General features: G+C 67.1%; 21 protein-coding genes. 14 read left to right on the forward strand and 7 right to left on the reverse strand.

Going from position 1 to position 21585, the window contains the following annotated elements:
• Positions 1-267: 267 nt before the first annotated feature.
• The 7 genes from LuPra_RS21585 (at position 268) to LuPra_RS21615 (ending at position 6952) form a co-directional block, all read left to right on the forward strand.
• Positions 268-1176: a dihydrodipicolinate synthase family protein gene (locus LuPra_RS21585; RefSeq protein WP_110172668.1), complete on the forward strand. Its 909-nt coding sequence runs from the start codon at positions 268-270 to the stop codon at positions 1174-1176.
• On the forward strand, positions 1161-1955 hold the full coding sequence (locus tag LuPra_RS21590) for an SDR family oxidoreductase (RefSeq protein WP_110172669.1): 795 nt from the start codon (positions 1161-1163) through the stop codon (positions 1953-1955). Before LuPra_RS21585 ends, LuPra_RS21590 begins: the two co-directional genes overlap by 16 nt.
• Positions 1956-1969: 14 nt before the next feature.
• Positions 1970-2905, forward strand: coding sequence for a proline dehydrogenase family protein (locus LuPra_RS21595; RefSeq protein WP_110172670.1), 936 nt, complete (start codon positions 1970-1972; stop codon positions 2903-2905).
• A gap of 238 nt (positions 2906-3143) precedes the next feature.
• A complete protein-coding gene (locus tag LuPra_RS21600; RefSeq protein ID WP_110172671.1) occupies positions 3144-3989 on the forward strand; it encodes an amidohydrolase family protein in 846 nt (281 codons plus the stop codon).
• 236 nt (positions 3990-4225) lie between these two features.
• Positions 4226-5605, forward strand: a complete 1380-nt coding sequence (locus LuPra_RS21605; protein ID WP_110172672.1) for a Gfo/Idh/MocA family protein — start codon at positions 4226-4228, stop codon at positions 5603-5605.
• Positions 5557-6003 carry a response regulator gene (locus tag LuPra_RS32720; protein WP_257724469.1) on the forward strand — a complete coding sequence of 149 codons (447 nt, stop codon included), beginning with the start codon at positions 5557-5559 and terminating at the stop codon, positions 6001-6003. Before LuPra_RS21605 ends, LuPra_RS32720 begins: the two co-directional genes overlap by 49 nt.
• Positions 6004-6058: 55 nt before the next feature.
• Positions 6059-6952, forward strand: a complete 894-nt coding sequence (locus LuPra_RS21615) for a metallophosphoesterase family protein (protein ID WP_110172674.1) — start codon at positions 6059-6061, stop codon at positions 6950-6952.
• Here the strand turns inward: LuPra_RS21615 and LuPra_RS21620 are convergent.
• The 4 genes from LuPra_RS21620 to LuPra_RS21630 form a co-directional block, all read right to left on the reverse strand.
• Positions 6882-7178: a hypothetical protein gene (locus LuPra_RS21620; RefSeq protein WP_110172675.1), complete on the reverse strand. Its 297-nt coding sequence runs from the start codon at positions 7176-7178 to the stop codon at positions 6882-6884. The two genes, LuPra_RS21615 and LuPra_RS21620, sit on opposite strands and share 71 nt — an antisense overlap.
• Positions 7175-7339, reverse strand: coding sequence for a hypothetical protein (locus LuPra_RS32185; RefSeq protein ID WP_157899513.1), 165 nt, complete (start codon positions 7337-7339; stop codon positions 7175-7177). The genes LuPra_RS21620 and LuPra_RS32185 overlap by 4 nt, the downstream gene beginning before the upstream one ends.
• A 259-nt stretch (positions 7340-7598) precedes the next feature.
• On the reverse strand, positions 7599-9452 hold the full coding sequence (locus tag LuPra_RS21625) for a VWA domain-containing protein (protein WP_110172676.1): 1854 nt from the start codon (positions 9450-9452) through the stop codon (positions 7599-7601).
• A 162-nt stretch (positions 9453-9614) separates the two neighbouring features.
• The gene (locus tag LuPra_RS21630; protein WP_157899514.1) at positions 9615-11015 is read right to left on the reverse strand and encodes a Gfo/Idh/MocA family protein; all 1401 of its coding nucleotides are present in this window, start codon (positions 11013-11015) and stop codon (positions 9615-9617) included.
• A gap of 551 nt (positions 11016-11566) precedes the next feature.
• Between LuPra_RS21630 and LuPra_RS33975 the strand changes: the two genes are divergently transcribed.
• From LuPra_RS33975 to glsA, 4 genes are read left to right on the forward strand one after another with little or no spacing between them, the layout of a single operon-like run.
• Positions 11567-11701 (forward strand): hypothetical protein, encoded by a 135-nt coding sequence (locus tag LuPra_RS33975; RefSeq protein WP_257724470.1) that lies wholly within the window; start codon positions 11567-11569, stop codon positions 11699-11701.
• A gap of 29 nt (positions 11702-11730) precedes the next feature.
• A complete protein-coding gene (locus LuPra_RS21635; protein WP_234800496.1) occupies positions 11731-12888 on the forward strand; it encodes an amidohydrolase family protein in 1158 nt (385 codons plus the stop codon).
• 38 nt (positions 12889-12926) lie between these two features.
• Positions 12927-14447: a DcaP family trimeric outer membrane transporter gene (locus LuPra_RS21640; protein ID WP_110172678.1), complete on the forward strand. Its 1521-nt coding sequence runs from the start codon at positions 12927-12929 to the stop codon at positions 14445-14447.
• 1 nt (position 14448) lies between these two features.
• The gene (gene glsA, locus LuPra_RS21645; protein WP_110172679.1) at positions 14449-15495 is read left to right on the forward strand and encodes a glutaminase A; all 1047 of its coding nucleotides are present in this window, start codon (positions 14449-14451) and stop codon (positions 15493-15495) included.
• 165 nt (positions 15496-15660) lie between these two features.
• On the opposite strand, the gene LuPra_RS32190 is transcribed toward glsA, so the two are convergent.
• Positions 15661-15801: a hypothetical protein gene (locus tag LuPra_RS32190; protein ID WP_157899515.1), complete on the reverse strand. Its 141-nt coding sequence runs from the start codon at positions 15799-15801 to the stop codon at positions 15661-15663.
• Positions 15802-15847: 46 nt separating this feature from the next.
• Complete coding sequence (locus LuPra_RS21650; RefSeq protein WP_157899516.1) at positions 15848-16216, reverse strand: putative quinol monooxygenase; 369 nt, start codon at positions 16214-16216, stop codon at positions 15848-15850.
• Between the two features lie 327 nt (positions 16217-16543).
• Here LuPra_RS21650 and LuPra_RS21655 point away from each other — a divergent pair, with 327 nt between their 5' ends.
• Positions 16544-18724 (forward strand): carboxypeptidase-like regulatory domain-containing protein, encoded by a 2181-nt coding sequence (locus LuPra_RS21655; RefSeq protein WP_157899517.1) that lies wholly within the window; start codon positions 16544-16546, stop codon positions 18722-18724.
• Positions 18721-19203, forward strand: coding sequence for a DinB family protein (locus LuPra_RS21660; RefSeq protein ID WP_110172681.1), 483 nt, complete (start codon positions 18721-18723; stop codon positions 19201-19203). Before LuPra_RS21655 ends, LuPra_RS21660 begins: the two co-directional genes overlap by 4 nt.
• A gap of 113 nt (positions 19204-19316) precedes the next feature.
• Here LuPra_RS21660 and LuPra_RS21665 read toward each other — a convergent pair whose 3' ends face one another.
• Positions 19317-19967 (reverse strand): 3-keto-disaccharide hydrolase, encoded by a 651-nt coding sequence (locus LuPra_RS21665; RefSeq protein ID WP_335340763.1) that lies wholly within the window; start codon positions 19965-19967, stop codon positions 19317-19319.
• A gap of 184 nt (positions 19968-20151) precedes the next feature.
• Here LuPra_RS21665 and LuPra_RS21670 point away from each other — a divergent pair, with 184 nt between their 5' ends.
• The gene (locus tag LuPra_RS21670; RefSeq protein ID WP_110172683.1) at positions 20152-21426 is read left to right on the forward strand and encodes a hypothetical protein; all 1275 of its coding nucleotides are present in this window, start codon (positions 20152-20154) and stop codon (positions 21424-21426) included.
• Positions 21427-21585 lie beyond the last annotated feature (159 nt).

Genomic DNA, 21585 nt, shown 5'->3' on the forward strand with positions numbered 1-21585 from the left:
CCGGGTGCCGGGTGCCGGGTGCCGGGTGCCGGGAATCCGCTGATCGCGGATCGGGAACTTCGGGATTGGGGATTCGGGATTCGGGATTCGGGATTCGACTCATGGCGGGATTGGGGTAAGGGGTATTCCGCGCCAGGCGTTAAGCGTTAGGCGTTAGGCGTTTTCAGCGTTCGACGTTCAGCGTTCAGCGTTCTGCGTTCTGCGTTCCTCTGATACCGTGTCCCCGCTCCGAATGCCTCGGGGCCGTGACGACAGGGAGACACCGACGTGCAGGGTGTGTTTTCGGTACTCGCGACGCCGTTCCGTCAGGGCGGGGACGTCGACGTCGAGAGCCTTCGGCGCTACGTCGAGCATTTCATTGGCGCCGGCGTGACCGGCTTCACGGCGCTCGGCGTCCTGGGCGAGGCGGCGCGTCTCACCGAGCGCGAACGGGCGCTGGTGCTCGACACCGTGTTGGGACAGGTCAACGGCCGCGCCCCGGTCGTGGTCGGTACGACGACGGAGGGCCTGCAGACCTGCCTCGAGTTGAGTCGTGCAGCGCAGGCCGCGGGCGCCACCGCGGTGATGGTGAGCCCGCCGCGTGCGCCGAAGCTGAACTCGGCGAGCGTGAAGGCGCACTTCGCGGCGCTTGCCGAGGCGCTGACCATTCCGATCGTCATCCAGGACTTCCCACCCGTCTCGGGCTTCACGATGGAGGCCTCGCTGCTGGTGCAGATCGCGCGGGAGATCCCGACCGCCCGGACGATCAAGCTCGAGGATCCGCCCACGCCGCTCAAGACCGCGCGTCTGCTCGACGCGGCCGGAGACGTGGCGCTCACCATCTTCGGAGGCCTCGGCGGCGTGTACCTGCTCGAGGAACTGATGGCCGGATCGGCCGGCGCGATGACCGGCTTCGCCTTCCCCGAAATCCTGGTCGCCATCGTCAGCCGCTGGCACGCGGGCGACCGTGATGGCGCAGCCGACCTGTTCTACAAGACGGTGCCGCTGATGCGCCTGGAGTTCCAGGAAGGCATCGGCATGGCCGTTCGCAAGGAAGTGTTGAAGCGGCGCGGCCTGATCGCCGACGCCTCCACGCGGGCGCCCGGTGCGACGATCGACCCCGGCACGCGCGCAGCACTCGATCGCTTGATCACCTGGACCGCAGCACAGGAAGGACTGGCATGGATCTCGGATTGACGGGCAAGGTGGCGATGGTGGGCGGCGCGAGCCGCGGGCTCGGCCTCGCCGTGGCACGGGCCCTGGTGGCCGAAGGCGCGCAGGTGTCCATCGCCTCGCGCGATGACGTACGCATCGATGCCGCGGCCGCCGCGTTGCGCGACGGCACGCCCGGTGCGCAGGTGCTCGCCGTGCCGGCCGACCTCCGGACCAGTGACGACATCACCACCTGGCATGACGCGACGATGGAACGGTTCGGCGGGGTGGACCTGCTGTTTGTCAACACCGGAGGGCCGCCGCCGGGCCCGGCACTGTCGTTCGACGACCAGGCCTGGCAGCAGGCCGTCGATCTGTTGCTGCTGAGCGCAATCCGGATGGTGCGGCTGGCGGTGCCGGTGATGGCCGCGCGTGGCGGCGGCAGCATCCTGATGACGACCTCGTCGGCGATCAAGGAACCCATCGCCAACCTCGCGCTGTCCAACGTCGTGAGGGCCAGCGTCTCGGCGCTGGTCAAGACGCTGTCCAACGAACTCGCGCCGCAGCGGATCCGGGTCAACAACCTCGTCCCGGGACGCATCGACACCGATCGGGTGCGGGAGCTCGACGAGGGCCGCGCGAAGATCGCCAGCATCAGCCTCGAGGAGCAGCGCACCCGGATGGAAGCGACCATTCCCACCGGCCGGTATGGCGCCCCCGACGAGTTCGGCAAGGCCGCGGCGTTCCTGCTGTCGGACGCCTCGGCCTACACGACCGGCGCGATCCTCCAGATCGACGGCGGGCTCATCAAGGGCGTCTGGTAAGGAAGGCCATACACATGCACCCCGTGCGCAGCGTGCTGCTCGCCGCCTCGGAGAACCGGTGGATGCGGGAGAACGCCACCCGGCTGCCGGTGTTCCGCAGGGCCGTCAAGCGCTTCATGCCGGGCGAGCGCCTCGAGGACGCGCTCGATGCGGCCGACGCGCTGCGACGCCAGGAGGGAATCGCGACCATCCTCACGCGTCTCGGCGAGGGCGTCACGCAGATGACCGAGGCCGACGCCGTCACCGAACACTATCTCGATGCCGCCGGCCAGATCGAGCAACGGCAACTCGATACGCAGATCTCGGTGAAGCTGACCCAGCTTGGCCTGGACATGGACCCGGCACGCTGTCGCGCCCACGTGCGCCACCTCGCCGCGCGTGCCGCGGCCGGTGGCGCCATGCTCTGGATCGACATGGAGCAGCACCAGTACGTGCACCCCACGCTGGAGCTCTACCACGCCGTGCTCGCGGAACACCGCAACGTCGGCGTGTGCCTGCAGGCGTACCTGTATCGGACGGAGAAGGACCTGCAGGCGATCATCGAGGCCGGCGGAGCCGTGCGCCTCGTCAAGGGTGCCTACAAGGAGCCGGCCAGCGTTGCCTGGCCGAAAAAGGTCGATGTCGATGCGAGCTACCTGGCACTCGCGAAGACCATGATCGGGACCGACGCCGGCGCACGCGGCTTCCGCGCCGTGTTCGGCACGCACGACGTGACCATCATCGACGCCATCCAGCAGCACGCGAAAACCACCGGCGTCGCCAACGATGCCTATGAGTTCGCCCTGCTCTATGGCATCCAGCGGAGCGTGCAGCAGCAACTCGCCCGCGACGGCTATGGCCTGCGCGTGCTCATCAGCTACGGCGACTACTGGTTCCCGTGGTACATGCGCCGCCTCGCCGAACGCCCCGCGAACGTCTGGTTCGTTGCGCGGACGATGTTTGCCAAGTAATCGGCCTTGGCCCTTGGGCCTTCGGCATGACGTTCCCAGTGTTCGCCGCAGGTCTCATGTCTCAAGTCTCAGACCTAACTAAGAACCCTGGACCATGAACGTTCGGGCGCTGCGTTCGACGTTCGTCGGAGGCTAAGCTGCTGATCCGTAGACCGTAAGCCGTGGGCTACAGGCTGCAGGCTGTAGGCCGGAAGCCGTGAGACCTGAGCCCTGAGCCCTGAGACCTGAGACCTGAGACGTGAAGATCGACTCTCACCAACACCTGTGGCGTTTCGATCCGGTCGAGTACGGCTGGATCGACGAGAAGGCGACCGCGCTGCGCCGCAGCTACCTGCACGCGGACCTGGCGCGTGAGCTGACGGCCTCGGGGCTGGACGGCGCCGTGGCCGTCCAGGCGCGGCAGTCGCTGGCCGAGAACGACTTCCTGCTCGGGCAGGCCACGGCATCCGGTGGGCGGATTCGTGGCGTGGTCGGTTGGGTGAATCTCGCGGCCGATGATGTGGACGAGGTACTGGGCCGCTACGCGCCGCAACCACGGTTCGTGGGCGTGCGTCACGTCGTGCAGGGGGAGACCGATCCCGGGTTCCTGGCCAGGCCCGCGTTCAATCGCGGCGTCAGCCGATTGCGGCGCCACGGTCTCGTGTACGACGTCCTCATCTACGCCGCGCAATTGCCGGCGGCGATCGCGTTCGTGGATCGTCACCCGTCGCAGCCGTTCGTGCTGGATCACATCGCCAAGCCAACGATCGCGGCGGGGCGTATCGACGAGGCCTGGGCGCGATCGTTCCGTGAGATCGCCAAGCGATCGCACGTGACGTGCAAGCTATCGGGCGTGGTCACCGAGGTGCGTGACGCGACCTGGAGCATCGATGTCATCAGGCCCTACGTGGACCTCGCGATCGAGGCCTTCGGACCGGCGCGGCTGATGTTCGGGTCCGACTGGCCTGTCTGCCGGCTCAAGACCGAGTACGGCGACTGGGTGCGGACCGTGCAGGCGCTCACCTCGGGATGGTCCGCGGCCGAGCAGGCGGCATTCTGGGGCGGCACGGCTGCCACCACGTACAAGTTGGCGCCTGATGCCTGATGCCTGATGCCTCATGCCTGATGCCTGATGCCTGATGCGTCGAGCAAGCTCGACGCCTACGCCTCTGTGGCGCGGCCTGTGGTTTACGGTGCCCGGTGCCCGCTCTGTAGCGGTCGACCTTGGTCGACCGTCGAGGCGTTCACCGTCACTCTGATCGACGTTCGGCGTTCAGCGTTCTGCGTTCGTCTGGCGTCGCCCTGTCGCTCCGCTGGCCGTTCCCGGAGTATGCTGCGTCCATGACCCGTCAACCCTCGCGCCGACGCTTCCTCGTTCACTCGGCCGCCGGTGCCGCGGCGACGTTCGGCGCCGTGTCGGCACCCGCTGTGATCTCGGCGCAGTCCCAGGCTCGCGTCGCCGGCGCCAATCGCCGCGTGCGGGTCGGACTCATCGGCTGCGGCGGCATGGGCAACGGCGACCTGCGCGACATGCTCAAGGCGGGCGCGCAACTGGTCGCCCTCTGCGACGTCGACGACCGGCAGGTCAGCAAGACTGCCGCCAGCATGTCGAAGCAGTTCAACCAGACGGCGGAACTGACCACGCGCGACTTCCGCAAGGTGCTCGACCGCAAGGACATCGATGCGGTGATCGTCGGGACACCCGATCACTGGCACGCACTGCCGACGGTGATGGCCTGCCAGGCCGGCAAGGACGTCTATGTCGAGAAACCGCTCGCGCTCACGATCGGCGAGGGCCGGGTGATGGTCGATGCGGCGCGCACGCATGGCCGGGTGGTGCAGATGGGCACCCAGCAACGCAGCGCGAAGCACTTCACCGACGCCGTCGACTACGTGAAGGGCGGCGCACTCGGCAAGATCCGCCTGGTGAAAACCTGGGCCTACCAGGACTGGATGGGCAACATCCCCGTCAAGCCCGATGGACCGGCCCCCGCCGAAGTCGACTATGACATGTGGCTTGGCCCCGCGAAGCTGCGGCCGTACAACGAGAACCGATTCCACTTCAACTTCCGCTGGTACTACGACTACTCGGGCGGGCTGATGACCGACTGGGGCGCCCACATGATCGACATCGCCAACTGGGGCATGGGCGTCAAGGCGCCGAAGGCAGCGGTCTCGGTTGGCGGCAAGTTCGGCTTCCCCGACGATGCCGAGGAGACCCCGGACACGCAGCAGGCGCTCTGGGAGTGCGACGGATTCTCGATGGTGTGGGAGCACGCCACCTCGATCGGCCAGGGGCCCTACATGCGCGATCACGGCGTCGCCTTCCATGGCAACAACGGCGTGCTCGTGGTGGACCGCGGCGGCTGGGAGGTCCTGCCGGAGACCGAGACCAAGAGCGGCAAGAAGACGTACCGGATGATGGGCGAGCCTCGCCGGGGCGCCGGTAACGAGGACTCGCATCTCAAGCACGTGCAGGACTTCCTCGACTGCATGGACACGCGCAAGGCACCGCGGTCCGACGTCGAGGTCGGTCACAACTCGATGATCGCGTGCCACCTGGCCAACATCGCGTTCCGTCTCAAGCGCCGCGTGCAGTGGGACGCCGACAAGGAGCAGTTTGTCGGCGACGAGGAGGCGCAGCGCCTGCTGATGCCGCAGTACCGGGCGCCGTGGGTGCTCCCGAAGGTCACCAAACCGACGTCGTCGGCTGCACGCTAGCGCGCGCAGCCTGGCCCGCAGCCTGCAGACAACTGTGTGAACCAGCGGGTCGCCTGCGCGATGCTCGCAAGCGCGGGCACCACGTGACCGTCGTGGACGACAGACGCCGTGCGGTGGAGGCGGCGATTGACGGGACGTTCGACCTGGTCCTGATGGACGTGCAGCTGCCCGAGATGAGCGGCCTCGAGGCCACCGCGGCGATTCGCACCAGCGAACGCGGCACCGGGCGGCGTCTGCCCATCGTGGCCATGACCGCCGACGCGATGCCGGGCGACCGCGAGCGCTGTCTCCGTGCGGGCATGGACGACTACCTGACCAAGCCGGTCACCATGCGCGCACTCAGCGACATCGTGGAGCGGCTCAGCGAGACGCCGGCGCCTCGCAAGCGGGCCGGCTGATCGCCCGGCGCAGCCTCGACGCCCGGGCGTCGCCAGGTTGTCGTATAAGACTGGGATGCCCCTGCTGACCGGCCCTCGCGCCACCCGCCGACAGTTCCTGGTTACCGCTGGTGCCGCTGCCGCCAGCCTCACCTTCACGCGCCTGTCAGTATCGGCAGCGCAGGGTCCGGCGCACCCGCTCCGCCTCGCGCTGCTCGCGGATACGCACATCCCCGCGAATCCGGCCGACCGATCCCGCGGCTTCTCCCCCGTCGACAACCTCGCGAAGGTCGTGTCGCAGGTGCTCGCCACGCCCGCCGACGGCGCGCTGGTCGGTGGTGACCTCGCACGCCTGAAGGGACTGCCGGAGGATTACGCGCGCCTGCACGAGATGCTGGCGCCGGTGCTGGCGAAGATGCCGACCGGCCTCATCCTCGGCAACCACGACAATCGCGAGAACTTCCGCCAGGCATTTCCCGCAGTGGCCGGCGCGGCACCGGCCCTGGCCAACAAGCACACGACCACCCGCGAGGCCGGCGGCCTGCGCTTCGTGCTGCTCGACTCGCTGCTGGCCACCGACGTGACGCCGGGGCAGCTCGGTTCCGCGCAACGCACGTGGCTGGCGTCGCAACTGGCGGGCTCATCCACCCCGACGGTGATACTCGTGCATCACACGCTCGGCGGCAACGACGGCGAACTCATGGACGCCGAACGCCTCTTCGACGTGCTACGGCCGCATCGCCAAGTGAAGGCGATCATGTACGGGCACTCGCACAAGTACGAAGTGATCGAGCGCGAAGGCCTGCAACTCATCAACCTGCCTGCCGTGGGCTACAACTTCGTCGACAACGAACCCGTCGGCTGGATCGACTCGGTGTGGACCGACGAAGGCGTGGATCTCACGCTGCGATCCATCGGCGGCAACCAGGCGGGTAACGGGCAGACCACGTCGGTGCACTGGGCACGCTGAAATTGCGATGCGAGTCGTAGCTGCTGATGTTCAGGTCGTCGAGCAGCTGGACGAACGCGGGCGCGTCGGCCAGCGCCCGGTTGGTGACGACCTCGTCGAGCCGCGCGTCTTTCAGGGATGGCGGCAGGACATCCCTCCGCGTCACGGCAGACGTCGACGCCAGGTAGCGCGACGACACGACGGGACGCCGCTCCCCGTCCTCGAGGACCTCGAAGTCGTCCTTCACGAGATCGGCGCATCACCGTCGCCGGTCACGACGGCGGAGACCTCGACCAACGCGATCTCGGCCCGGAACGATGGCCGATCCAAAGGCGGCTGCGCCGGGTTCTGCGCCTGCGGCCTCGCGGCCAGCAGCACCCCGGCCGCGACGACGCCGGCCACACACACCGCCCCTCTCCCCGACCTCATTCGTACGTGTTCTCTTTCGTGGGCTGGGCCGGGCTCGGAGAGCCGGCCCTACCGATCGTCCGGCGGCTACACGTTCGCGTGGTAGCCGTCGACCTTCCGCGTGGTAGCCGTCGCCCCTTCGATTGTAGCCGTCGACCTTCCGCGTGGTAGCCGTCGCCCCTTCGGTTGTAGCCGTCGACCTTCAGGTCGACGGTCAGTGATCTTCCCGAGAGATCGTGGAGGCGTCAGGCGTTAGGCGTTACTGTGACCCGCCTGCCATCAACCGTTTTGCTTCCGGGTCGACGAATGCCGTCGGCTTGGGCGACTGGCTCAGCGTCAGCAGCGCCTCGGGCGTCGGCACCTTGCCGGCCTCGACCGTCACGTCGAGGTACATCGACCCACCGCGCCCCGACTGCTGATGGACGGTGGCCACGCGAATCTGGTGCGGCCCGGGGGGCAGGTCGATGCACCAGATGGTCCGCAGCCCGAGCGTGCCGAGCATCTCCACCTGCTGGGGACCCACCTTGAGTTCGGCCTTCTTCTGGGTGGCGTTGGCCATCTTGCCGTTGCCATCGATGCTCAGGATGGCCTGCTCGATGCCGACGCGATCGCCCTCGAGGCCGTTGACGAGCGGCCCTCCAGCCGTCTCCGTGATGACCGCGTAGCGCACCTTGCCCTTCTGCTCGCCGATCGCGATCATCTGCACGACCATCGGCAACGCGTCCACGGGCACGATCCCCGACAGCAGTGACCGGATCGCCGGCGACAGGTTGGACGGGACCTTGTCGGCCTCGGGAATGCCCGGCGGCGCCATGTACCCCTTGCGCGAGAGCACCTTCACACCAGGCCGCGTGACCCGCACCTCGAGCGGCCGGACACGTGTGCCCTTCACTTCCTTGTCGGGCTCGTACCCCAAAACGTAGTAGTCGCTGGCATCGCGCAGCACTCGGTCCACGGCGGCGCCGAGGTCGTTCGTGTCGACAAGCGAGACCCCGCCGGTCAGGGCCGCCAGGTCGCGCAGTTGGTTCTTGGCCTGCATGAACTGCGCGTTGATGTTGGAGAGGTCGTCCTGGGCGATCTCGCGGCCGCCAAAGCCGCGCGTGTTGCCCTCGCTCGCGACATCGACCTGACGCGTGAAGCCCTCAATCATGCGATCGGTCGACAGGTCCAGCCCCGCCGGGTTCATCGGATACACGGCGAGGTCGGCCACCGACGCCGCCGCCAGGGCATCGTGCATGGCGCCCGTGGTGTCGCCGCTCAGCGAGGCCGACGTCGTGATCGATCCGCCAATCGATGAGCCCTCGGTCAGGAACACCAGCGACTTGCGCCTGCCACCGACTTCACGCACGGCATTGGCGATGCGCCCAATCGCCTCGTAGGCATCCTCGAGGCGCATGGCACGCTGCTGCTCGGAGGCGGCGAGCCCGGGCGTGCGCATGCCTTGCAGCAGCGGATTGGAGAACGTCTGCGGCGTCTGCCGCAATTCCAGGGTCGGATCCGGCAGCCGGATTCCTGCAAACGACTCGATGATCTCCAGCGCTCGCCGGCGATCGCGGATGAAGCCGGCGGTGGCAATCCCCGGTGTGCTGGTCAGCCCGACATACAACAGATCCGACGGGGCCAGGTTGGCAATCAGGTGCCGCGCGGCATTGCGCGCCTTCTCCGTCCGGCGCGCGTCGATGTGCAGATCGTCGATCAGCAGGCCGATCACCCGCGACGACGAACTCCATGCGTTGGTGACCAGGGCGACAGCATTGTTCGGGTCGCTCGGTGACTCGACGGTGTCCAGCGGAATCGAGCCGCCGTTGTAGGTGTAGGCGGCAAACGACTGGATGTCCTGCTTGCGGCCGCCGTCGTAGACCTCGAATTCGTTTGCCTTGAGGTCGCGCACCGGATTGCCCTCGGCGTCCACCACGAGGGCGCTCACCTCGACGCGCGTCACCTTCAACCGAAACGTCGGTCGCAAGTCCGACGACACGTTCGTGTCGAGCGGCATCGTCGGCAGTTCCCGCCCCGTCGGCTGGTTGCGCATGCCGCTCATGATCTGGGCAGAAGCACCAGCCGGAATGCACAACAGGACACACGCCAGGAGAGGCGTTATGCGAAGAGCCATGGTCCCACCTCGACGCGGGCAGCAGACGTGATGGACCGCTCGGAGAGCGGTCCCTACCAACGATGCTCGGCAGCGGTATGGGGCCAGTGTAACGCTTAACGCTTAACGCTTAACGCCTACGGCCTGCTGCTGCCGGCGCCCGGAGCACGGCCACGCCGCGACCTACGACTCCTTGGGCTCGTACTCGGCGCGATCGGCCGGGCGGGCCAGGACCCGCCTGGCCACCGGGTCGAAGCCCATCGCACGTCCTTCCTTGTACGACTGGACGCCGAGCTGGATGGCGACGGTCACCTGGTAGCCCTTCAGCACGTCGTAGATGGGCGCCTGGCGGCTGCGCATGCTGTTCAACCAGTTGTCGGCGAGGTCCTCCATCGGCTGGTCCGTGGTGATCTCCACCTCGGTCAGGCCGTCGTTGGCCTCCTTGAACTGTTTCTCGAACGTCCGCTCGGCGGTGATCACACCGCGGCCGCTCCCGCGCACCGCCGGCGGTCCCGGCTGCCGCGCCGCCGGCAGCACCTGCAGGGTCCCCCAGTTGCCGTACACGGTGATCGGCGCCGAACTCTCGTTCGCCATGCAGGAGACCATGTTGAAGCAGTATTCCTTCGGGTACTCCACCGTCGTCATGTAGGTGTCGGGGACCTGACGATCCTTCTGCACGTAGATGCCGCCACCGCTGACGACCCGCGTCGGGAAGTCGAAGCCGACGATGGCACTGAGGGCGCCAAGGCGGTGGAACAGCAGGTCGGTCGCGTTGCCGCCCGAGTAGTCCCAGAACTTGCGCCACCGGAAGTAGCGTTCCTTGCTGAACGGGCGCTTGCGGGCGCCGCCGAGCCACGCCTGCCAGTCGAGGTTCTCGGGCGTGACCGGTGCGTCAGGCCAGGACTCGCTGCCGATACCGGGGATCGGGTAGTCCCACATGCCCTCGGTGGTGTTGCGGTTGTAGCTGATGAACCCCCACACCACTTTGCCCATCCTGCCGGCTTGCACGTACTCGTGCAGCTTCTGGTCTAGCGGGGAATTCAGGCCGGAACCGCCCACCTGCAACATGCGCCCTGTCTGCTGCACGACGTCGTGCAGTTTCGCGGCCTCGTCGATGCTGTAGGTCATCGGCTTCTCGAGGTACACGTCCTTGCCGGTCAGCAGCGCCGCGCGCGCGATCGGGTAGTGCAGGTGATCGGGCACGACGACCACGACGCCGTCGATGTCAGGGCGATCCAGCACGGTGCGGTAGTCACGCCCGCCACGCTCGGCGCCCGTCTTGACCTTCGCGTTGTCCACGCGAGGCTGCCAGACGTCGCAGACCTCGACGAACTCGACGTCGCCCTGGCGCTCGCGCCGGGGGAGAAAGCCACGGCGAAGCAGATCCTGGAACTGCATGCCGCAGCCGATGAAGCCGAGGCGGATGCGGTCGTTGGCGCCAAGCACACGGCTCGCTGATCGGGACATTGGCTGCGTGGCTTCTACCCGTGTAGCGGCACCGGCAAGAGAGGCGCCGGCTACGGTGCCGGCCGTCTGGCCGAGGAACTGGCGTCGGGTGGTCGTCTTGCTGGACTCGCTGGACACGCGGCTGCTCCTCGCGGCCTGGACAGCCCGTCGCCGCTCATTGGGAATGGGCCTACTTTATCGTCATCCCGGCCGCGCGCGATATCGTCGTTCACCGCTGGCCGGTTCTCCGACTTGTCCCACCGTAGCCTTGGCGGAGGTGGAGCCGGCCCGGGGCTCCGCACGTTAGCTCGGCCGCCCAACGGTGGAGGCCCCTCCATCATCGCGGAGGCCTCCCATCTCGTGGAGCCCGCATTCCTGCCTGGCCGCTGCGAGATTGTTCGCGAAATCCACGGCAGCCCGCGAGATCGGCCGGTCCACAGTCCCTGCCGTACTCCAATCGATCAGCGATCCCATGCGTGGCAGCGTTCCTGCAACCGGTCGCCGTATGACGGTTCGGTTTCTCCTTGTCCCACTGATCACGGTTCTGTCGATCGCTGGCACGACCGCCGTTCAGGCCCAGACAAGCGAGCCGACGCCGCCGCCCCACACACGCCGGACCCGGCGCCACGATCGCGCAACTGGCGGCGCCCGTCACATGTACCTCTGTCGCGGGCCTGGACTGCTACCCCGTGGACACCCGTAAGCACCGGTTCAACCTGCAGATCATGGACGTCGACAGGTCGCCCGTCAGCAGCACGTTCGGCTACTACGTGGGCGGCCAGAACGGAACGACGATTTCGGCGGCATTCTCGGTGTTCTTCTGAGGCCGGGGGCCTAGCGTAAGGAGAAGGCAATGTCGAGCACCAGGATGACGCGCTCCCGCGGCGGCCGGCTGACGACGGCTCTCACGGCCGGCACGTGCCTCGCCGCCCTGGCGGCGGTTGTCGGGCTGTCAGCCGCACGCGACACGCGCGAGACAGACGCCGGGGCGCCGGCGCAGCCTGCCACGTCGAGTGCTGCCTTCAACGACGTCCACTTCCACCTGACCAACTACATCCAGGAAGGGCTCGACCTGCGCACCTTCCTGAAGATCATGGGCGACAAGGCCGGTCGCGTCGCCGTCTTCGGCATCCCGTTGCAGCAGCAGTGGTCCTACGGCAACACGGGCACGTTCGCGCCGACCTACTACCTGCAGACCGACGCGCCGCTCTACTACTACTCGTTCACGGACGCGGCGATCGCGATGCAGTACCGGTCGTTGACGCCCACCGAGCAGGCACGCCTGGACCCGATGATCACCGGGTTCAATCCTGCCGACATGTACGCCGCCGATCACATCAAGCGGGTGCTGAAGACGTTCCCCGGCGTCTTCAGCGGCATCGGCGAGTTCACGATTCACAAGGAGTTCGTCTCGTCGAAGGTCGCCGGCGAGACTGCCAGCCTGCTCAACCCCGCGCTCGATCGCGTGCTCGACTTCGCCGCTGAGGTCGGCCTCGTTGTCCTGATGCACACCGACATCAACATGCCGTTCCCGAGACCCGGGCAGGATCCCTACCCGATGGAGCAGTTGCGCGATCTCCTGGTGCGCCACCCGAAGACCACCGTGATCTGGGCCCACGGCGGCCTCGGCCGCATCGTCCGGCCGGTGGAGGACGAGGTCGGCCTCCTTGATCGCGCACTGTCGAACCCGGCGCTGAAGCACCTGCACGTCGACCTCTCGTGGGACGAGGTCGCCAAGTACATCGTCTCGTCACCGGCAACGATCAAGGCCACCGCCGATCTCCTTACGCGTCACCCGGATCGCTTCCTGTTCGGCACCGATGAAGTCGCCCCGGCCGACCAGCAGAAGTACCTCAAGGTCTACGAGATGTACGCGCCGCTGTTTGCCGCGCTACCGCCAGACGTCAGCGAGAAATTACGCAAGGGCAACTACGAGCGTCTCTTCGACGAGGCGCGCCGCAAGGTCCGCGCGTGGGAACGGACGCACGCGCCAAAGGGCAGCGGCCAGTGAGTTCCATCGGGCAACCCCGCCCCGGGAAGGAGTCAGTCATGAGCAGAAACGCCAAACGGGCATCGTGTCGCGTGGTGCTTGCCGCAGTTGCGCTGCTGGCGGGGGCCTCGAGTGCCCATGCCATCGCGAGTTCGCCAGCGCCGGCGCAGGTCGGCTTGAACACGCTCACCGGCATCGTTTCGAATGCGCAGGGAGCGGCCTTGCCGGGCGCCACGGTCACGGCTACCAACACGGCGACCAACGTGACCTACACGGGGGTGACCACCGACGCCGGGGCCTACACCATCACGGGCCTGGCGGTGGGGAACTACACGGTCCGCTTCGAGCTGGCCGGGTTCAAGTCGGTCCAGTCCACCTTCGATCTGGCGGCCGGACAAACGGCGCGCGTGGACGCGAAGCTGGAGGGACAGGATCCGGCGCCGAAGCCCGGCCCGAAGCCGTCGCTCGAGATCTACGGCTTCACGATGCTGGACATCGGCTACAACTTCAATCAGATCAACCCGAACTGGTCCGACACGATGCGCGTGACCAGGCTGCCGGCCTTCGAGAACGAGTTCGGCAAGGACGGCAGCACGTTTGCCGGCGTGCGTCAGTCGCGCCTCGGCGTGCGCAGTTCGACGCACACCCCGCTCGGCGAGTTGAAGACCCAGTTCGAGTTCGAGCTGTTCGGCACCGGCGTCGATGAGGGCCAGACGACGTTCCGGCTGCGGCATGCCTACGGTGAACTCGGCGCGTTCGGCGCCGGCCAGTACTGGAGCCCGTTCATGGACATCGACGTCTTTCCCAACTCGCTCGAGTACTGGGGGCCGACGGGCATGGTGTTCTTCCGCAACGTCCAGGTCCGCTGGATGCCCATCAAGGGCGAATTCGACAAGCTCACCATTGCCCTCGAGCGGCCCGGCGCGAGCGCGGACCAGGGCGTCTACGCCGACCGCATCGAGCTCGAAGGCGTAACTGGCCGCTTCCCGCTGCCCGACGTGTCCGGTGAGTTCCGCAAGGGCGGCAAGTGGGGCTACGTCGAGGCCGCCGGCATTCTCCGCCAGATGAAGTGGGACGACATGAACGACGACGAGTTCGACTTCTCCGGCAGCGAGACCGGCTGGGGGATCAACCTGTCGTCCAACCTGAAGGTCACCGACCACGACGTCGTCCGCATGCAGTTCGCGTTCGGCGAAGGCATCCAGAACTACATGAACGATGCGCCGGTGGACGTTGGCATCGTCAACAACTTCTCCAACCCGCGGTCGCCGATTGTCGGCAAGGCGCTGCCGATCGTCGGCGTGGTCGCGTTCCTCGATCACACGTGGAACGACAAGTTCAGCACCGCGATCGGCTACTCGCAGACCGACATCGACAACAGCGAGGCGCAGTCGCCCGATGCCTACCACCGCGGCAAGTACGCGCTCGGCAACCTGCTCTACACGCCCGTGCCCAACGTGATGATCGGCGGCGAACTGCAGTGGGGGGAGCGGGAGAACTTCGCCGACGGCTTCAAGAGCGACGGCTTCAAGGTCCAGTTCTCGTTCAAGTACAACTTCTCGGCAAAAATCGGAGGCTGATGTGACTCTTCCCCGCTACACGCAGATCGGGCTGCTGGCCGTCACGGTCGGCACGCTCGCGTTCACCGGCCCGGCGCTACGGGCGCAGGCGCCCGTGCCCGCCAACATCCAGGCGGCCGTCGATGCGGCCTTCGCCAAGTACAAGGGGCTCAAGGAAGGCAAGAACGCCGACTACATCCCGGCGCTCGCGAAGGTCGATCCGAACCTGTTCGGCATTGCGGTCGTGACCGCGGATGGCAAGGTCTACTCGGCGGGCGACCTGAAGACCGAGGTATCGATCCAGTCGATCTCGAAGGTCTTCACCATGGCCCAGGTGATCCAGGAGCAGGGCATGGACTCCATCGCCAAGCGCATCGGCGTCGACGCGACCGGCGCCCGGTTCAATTCGATCATCGCCATCGAGGGTGTGCGCACCGTCGTCGGCACGGGCGCCCCCGAGATGAACCCGCTGGTGAACCCCGGCGCGATCTCGGCCACGAGCATGGTCACCGGTGCGAGCAAGGACGATGTCTGGAACAAGATCATCGGCATCCACAATGACTTCGCCGGACGGTCGCTGACCGTGCTCCAGGACGTGTACAAGTCGGAGGCCGACACCAACCAGCGCAACCAGGCCATCGGCGCGCTGATGTTCGCCTACGGCTACATCAAGACCGACTGGCAGCAGGCCGTCGACCTCTACACCAAGCAGTGCTCGATCGGCGTCAACGCCAAGGACCTGGCGACGATGGCCGCGACGCTCGCGTTCGGCGGCAAGAATCCGGTCACGAACAAGCAGGTGATGGATCCGGCCAAGGTGCCGGGCGTGCTCGCGGTGATGGCGACGGCCGGCCTGTACGACGACTCGGGCAAGTGGCTCTACCGCACCGGCCTGCCCGGCAAGAGCGGTGTGGGTGGCGGGCTGATCGCGGTCTCCCCCGGGAAGTTCGGCATTGCCGTCGTGTCGCCGCCGCTTGACGACGCCGGCAACAGCGTGCGGGCGCAGAACGCGATCGCCGACATCTCCAACGCGTTGCACGGCAACCCGCTGTCATCGCCGCCGAAGTAGCGGTGCGACGGCCTCCTGGCCTCAACGGCCGCCGGAGCAAGCTGGAGGCGCAGACGATGATCGTCTGCGCCTCCAGCTTCCTCGTGAATTTCCGAGCCCGAGTGGCCGACTGCTGATCGGTGACGCCCGCGGGCGAGCACCCCGCCGAGTGCAGCTTCGACGCAACTACTCGGGCGGCAGTGCCGTGAGCCCACCGCCGAGTTTGTCGAGGTAGGTCTCGATATTGGCGTGACGCAACCCCGTGGCCTTCACGACGCGCTGGAGCAGCCCCCTCGGCTGGCGGGACATGTCTTCGGCAAATCGCACCGGCTCCTCGTGGATGCGACGTGTGGCCGAGCGGCGAGCGAGACGGTCAACGAAAGCCGTGACGACTGGCGCCGGCCTCGCCGTCCTGCCGCGCCTCGCCGACGTAGTCGAAGCCACGGACGCGGCCGTCGACGGCCACCTCGAACCGCGGCGGTTCGATGGCCGTCTCGAGCAGACCGGCAAGGGTCGCGAAGCGTCGAGACTGGACATGGCGGCGGAGACTCGGTTCCGAGTCCCACACTTCGCGCAGCCGCAGCGTGACGGGATCACCCATTTCGGTCGCAAGTGAACAGGTCAGGCACCCCCGCTCGCGACGACTGGCGTTCACCACGCTCTGCACTGCCACTCCCACCGCCGAGGCCTGCTGCGGGAGCACATTCCATTCGACGCGCAGTTCCACTGGCATTGGAGGCATGCGAGTCACCGACGGCGTGCCACGTGTTGCGGGGTGGGGCCCTCCGCACGGGTCGCCTTTGGACCAAGGCAGAGCACGTCCCGTGCCGGGGTGCCAGGCGCCCGGCCACCCGGCGGACTGTGTCGATTCTGTGGCAATTTCGCGGGTGGGTCTCGAGGCCACCGGACGAGCGCCTCCGCGCCGTCGGAGGCGCTCCATGAAGAGGGAGGGACGAGGCTGGGACGACCGCGCTGACCGGTCGCGTCTCGGCCGTATGCAGTTTCCGCGTTCCCGGAAGGCGGTGATTCAGCTAGCATGCCGGCATCTCCAACAAGGACGAGGAGTCGCATGCGCACGCGCCTGACCTTCCTGCTGTTCTCCGGGGCCTGTACGGCCCTGCTGGCGTTCACGTCGCTGGCCCCACGCATGGTCGCGGGGGTGTCCGCTTTCCAGGGGACCGGCGGCGAGGTCGCCATGGATGCCGACGACATCGCCGGTGTGGTGACCGGGCCGAAGGGTCCGGAGGCCGGCGTGTGGGTGATTGCCGAGACCACGGGCCTGCCCACAAAATTCTCGCGCACGGTCGTCACCGACGATCGGGGCCGGTACCTCGTTCCCGATCTGCCCAAGGCCAGTTATCAGGTGTGGGTGCGCGGCTATGGGCTCGTGGACTCGCCCAAGACGACGGCGACGCCCGGAACCCGCCTGGCCCTCAAGGCGGTGCCCGCGCCCGACGCGAAGGCCGCCGCGCACTACTACCCTGCCGCGTACTGGTACTCGCTGCTCAAGGTGCCCGGCAAGGAGGAGTTCCCGGGTACTGGGGCGAGCGGCAACGGCATCCTGCCGGCAATCACCACGCAGCAGCAGTACCTCCGGGTGGTGAAGTCGGGAGGCTGCACGGCGTGCCACCAGTTGGGCACGATCGGCACCCGTGAGATCCCGGCCAACCTCGGCAAGTTCAACTCGTCGCTCGATGCCTGGCAGCGCCGCATCGCCTCGGGGCAGGCCGGCGCCCAGATGGTGGGCACGGTCAACCAGGTCGGGATGCGGATGTTCACGGAATTCGCCGACTGGACCGACCGCATCAAGGCCGGCGAAGTGCCGCCGGCGCCGCCGCGCCCGCAGGGACTCGAGCGCAACGTCGTGATCACGCAGTGGGACTGGGCCGACCCCAAGCACTACCTGCACGACGAGGTCTCCACCGACAGGCGCAACCCCCGGGTGAACGCCAACGGCCCCCTGTACGGCGCGCTCGAGTTGAGTGCCGACTACGTCCCCGTGCTCGACCCGACGACGCACACGCCGAGCCGTATTCCCTTGACCGTGCGTGACCCGGCGACGCCGGCCACCTCGCCCGACATGGCGCAGCCCTCGCCCTACTGGGGCAGCGAGGTGCTCTGGACGAGCAAGAACAACGTCCACAACCCGATGCTGGACCACCAGGGCCGACTGTGGCTAACCTCGGCCGTGCGCCCGTTCGACAACCCGGAGTACTGCAAGGCCGGCTCGGATCACCCATCGGCAAAGGTGTTTCCGCTCGCACGGTCGAGCCGGCACTTGCAGATGTACGACCCGAAGACCAAGAAGCTGACCCACATCAGCACCTGCTTCGGGACGCACCACCTCGCGTTTGCCGAGGACGCCAACAACACGCTCTGGACCAGCGGCGGTGGGCAGGTGGTGGGCTGGCTGAACACGAAGATGTTCGAGGAGACCGGCGACGAGGCGAAGTCCCAGGGCTGGACTGCCCTGATCATCGACACCAACGGCAACGGCAAGCGTGATGCATACGTCGAGCCGAACGAGCCCCTCGACCCGGCCAAGGACAAGCGCTACAACGGCGCGTTCTACTCGGTGCAACCGGCGCCCGACGGCTCGATCTGGGGCTCGGTGCTCGGCTACCCCGGCGCAGCCGTGCGCCTCGTGCCTGGGAGCAATCCGCCGGAGACGACACTCGTGGAGGTGTACGAGCCGCCGTTCCAGGATGCCGACCCGAAGAAGCAAGGCTTCTCGCCGCGCGGCATGGACGTCGATCGCAATGGCGTCGTCTGGGCGGCGCTCGCGAGCGGCCACATGGCGAGTTTCGATCGCCGCAAGTGCAAGGCGCCGCTGAACGGGCCGAAGGCGACCGGCCAGCACTGCCCCGAGGGCTGGACCCTCTACGCCGAGCCGGCCCCGCAGATGAAGGGCGTGACCGATGGTGGCAGCGCCGAGGCGAGCTATTACACCTGGGTCGACTGGTTCGACACGCTCGGCCTGGGCCCCAACACGCCGATCAACACCGGCAACGCGTCGGAAGGCCTGCTGGCGCTCAAGGACGGCAAGTGGGTCGTGCTGCGCGTGCCATACCCGCTCGGCTATTACACGAAGTGGATGGACGGACGCATCGACGACCCGAATGCCGGCTGGAAGGGCCGCGGGCTGTGGTCCACGGTGAGCACCCGGGCGCCGTTCCACATGGAAGGCGGCAAGGGCACCTCGAGCAAGGTCCTGCACTTCCAGTTGCGGCCCGATCCGCTGGCAAAATGAGCGGAGCCAATCCAGTTGCGCAGGCTCTCGTCGAGACATGGGCGATCGGGGCCCGCATCACGCGCTACCTGCTCGACGGCATTCCCGCCGCGGCCCTGGACGCCGCGCCGGCCGGGAAGGGACGCACGGTCCGCGACCTGTTCGCGCACCTGCACGACGTGCGGCTGATGTGGCTGAAGGCCGCACGTCCGGACCTGATGGAGGGGCTGGCGAAGGTCGGATCCGGCAGCACGGTCGATCACGCGGCCCTGGCGACGGCACTCGACGCATCGGCCGCGGCGCTGGCGGTGTTGGTCGCCGACAGCGCCGCCGGGGACGGACGCGTCAAGGGCTTCAAGCCACACGTCACGGCCTTCGTCGGCTATCTGCTGTCGCACGAGGCGCACCATCGCGGCCAGGTCGCGCTGGCCGCGCGCCTCGCCGGCCTCCCGCTCGACAAGAAGGTGTCCTATGGAATGTGGGAATGGGGCGTGCGGTAAGACCACGACGAACGCAGAACGTCGAACGCTAAACGTCCGCGCCTTTCCCCTTTGCCCTTCAACGTTCGGCGTTCAGCGTTCAGCGTTCGGCGTTCGGCGTTCGGCGTTCGTCACTACCTGATCACTGTGATTTCCCTGAACAACACTGTCTGCGGCTCATGGTGGTTCTGGATGCCGATGTAACCGGCGTCGGGCCGGCGTCCGCGCACGGGTTCGTATGAGTGCTCGCGCAACTCGATTTCCATCGTGTTCCACTCGCCCACCGGCTTCTGCGGCTTCGCCATCGCCGGACGCATCGAGTAGATGGCGCCAGTCGTGTGCCACGAGGTCCCGAACTGCTTCTGGTGCTCGCTGAGCACGTAGTTGGCGGGGAAATTCTCGAGAATCTGGATTTCGTAGCCGCTGTGCACGGCCTGCCAGGGGTCGGCCGGCGGCGCCGGAATGCGGACGAAGATCCCCGAGTTGTCGTCCACCGTGGTCGTCCGGTAGACGACGCGGATTACGCAGTCGCCGAAGCGCTCGCCAGCGTAGTACAGCAACCCGATGCCGCCCACCGTCTTGAGCAGGCCGTTCTCGACCACGACGCTCCCCGGGCCGACGTGAGTCCAGCCGGTAAGGTCCTTGGGGGCGTCTCTTCGGCGCGCGCTGCTCCGGTGCAGGCGAGCAGGCCGAGGGCCATCACCGCGGTTCGCATGGCCACACTCTACCAAAGCGAGCGCGTGGAGTTCGTTCGCCGTATTTCGTCTTTCGTGTTCAGTGTTCAATCGGGAACCGGGAATCGGGAACCGGGAACCGGGGACGTGTTCCGGGCTCCGTAAGAACGTAGGCGTTAGGCGTTAGACGTCAAGCGTCAAGCGTCAAGCGTCAAGCGTCAAGCGTCAAGCGTTAGACGTTCATTCGACCATGGTCGACTTGCCCGGTAGCGGAGTACCCTCCACGATGCCGCCTATGTGCCATCCGCTGCGTTCGACGACGTTGGCCGCCGTGCCTCTCGGGGGTTCGGCCTTCGGCCTCTGTGCCGCCAGCCTGCTGGTAGCATCCGCCGTCCTCACCGCGCAGCCGGCGTCGGACGAGCCGGCGCCGACTGTCACCGCCTCCAAGGTGCTGACGGCCGCACAGCTCAAGGGCGCGCACCACCAGGTCGCCGCTGCCGTCTCCACGCCCGGCTTCTTCCACGAATTCACGGTTACGTCGGAATACGGGACCTTCAAGGCGGTGGGACGGCTCGAACTCGATCGCGTGGTTCGCGAGATCAACGGGATCCACGAGCTGAGCCAGGTCTCGAAGTCGGACATCTTCATCGAGGCTGCCGGCCAGTCGCTGGTCAACGTCGGCAAGGGCGCCGCCAACGCCGTCGTCAATCCAGTCGACACCGCGAAGGGCGTCGGCGGCGGGCTCAAGCGGATGGGCACGAACCTCGGGCGGCGCAGCAAGCGCGCCGCCGACGAAGCCCTCGACGAGGACCCTGAACTCTCGGAAGAGGAGAAGGCGGCCCAGGGCAGCGGCACGACCAATGCGGCCTACGGGGTGCTCGGGGTCAACAGCGCGGTGCGCAGATGGGCAGCCAAGGTCGGGGTCGATCCCTACACCACCAACTCCACCTTGAAATCCGCGCTCGAGGGCGTCGCCAAGGTCGACGCCGCGGGCAGCTTGACCACCAAGTTCGTCGTGCCCATCCCACCGCTCGTCGGCTCGGCCGCCACGGTCGGCAACCTGGTGTGGACGACCGATCCGGAGTCGCTTCGCAAGATGAACGAAGGGCGAGCCAAGGCGCTCGGGGTGTCGGACACCGCCGCAAAGGCGTTCTTCCTGAACAATCGCCTGACCCTGACCATGCAGACGCGAGTGCTGGCGGCGCTGGACGCGGTGAAACCCGCGAACGCGGCCGACTACATCACGACGATCACCGGCGCAACCAGCGTGCGAGAGGCGCTGTTCTTCGTGCACAGCGTGGAGATGTTGCAGGCACTGCATACGAAGAGTCCGGTCAAGTCGATCCTCACCGACTCGAAGGCGCTGGTGGCGGTCACGTCGGCAAAGGCGGGTGTGGTCCTGCTGCCTGTGGACTGGCTTCGCGAGACGAAGTCGGCCGTCGCCACCATGACCGAAATCTCGGCGCGCGCCAAGCGCGAACTCGGCGCCACATCGCTTCGCGTCGAGACCGAAGCCACGGTGACGCCACGGGCCAGGGCCGCGTTCGCGGCGGCGGGGTGGACGTTCTAACGCCTGACGCTTAACGCTTAACGCCTAATTCGTGCCTGATACTTGATGTCTCAGGTCTCAGGTCTCAGGTCTCAAGTCTGTCTCAAGCCTCCAAGCCTCAAGCCTCAAGCCTCAAGCCTCAAGCCTCAAGAAAGACCTGAGACCTGAGACCTGAGACCT

Source organism: Luteitalea pratensis, assembly GCF_001618865.1.
Classification (GTDB): Bacteria; Acidobacteriota; Vicinamibacteria; order Vicinamibacterales; family Vicinamibacteraceae; genus Luteitalea; species Luteitalea pratensis.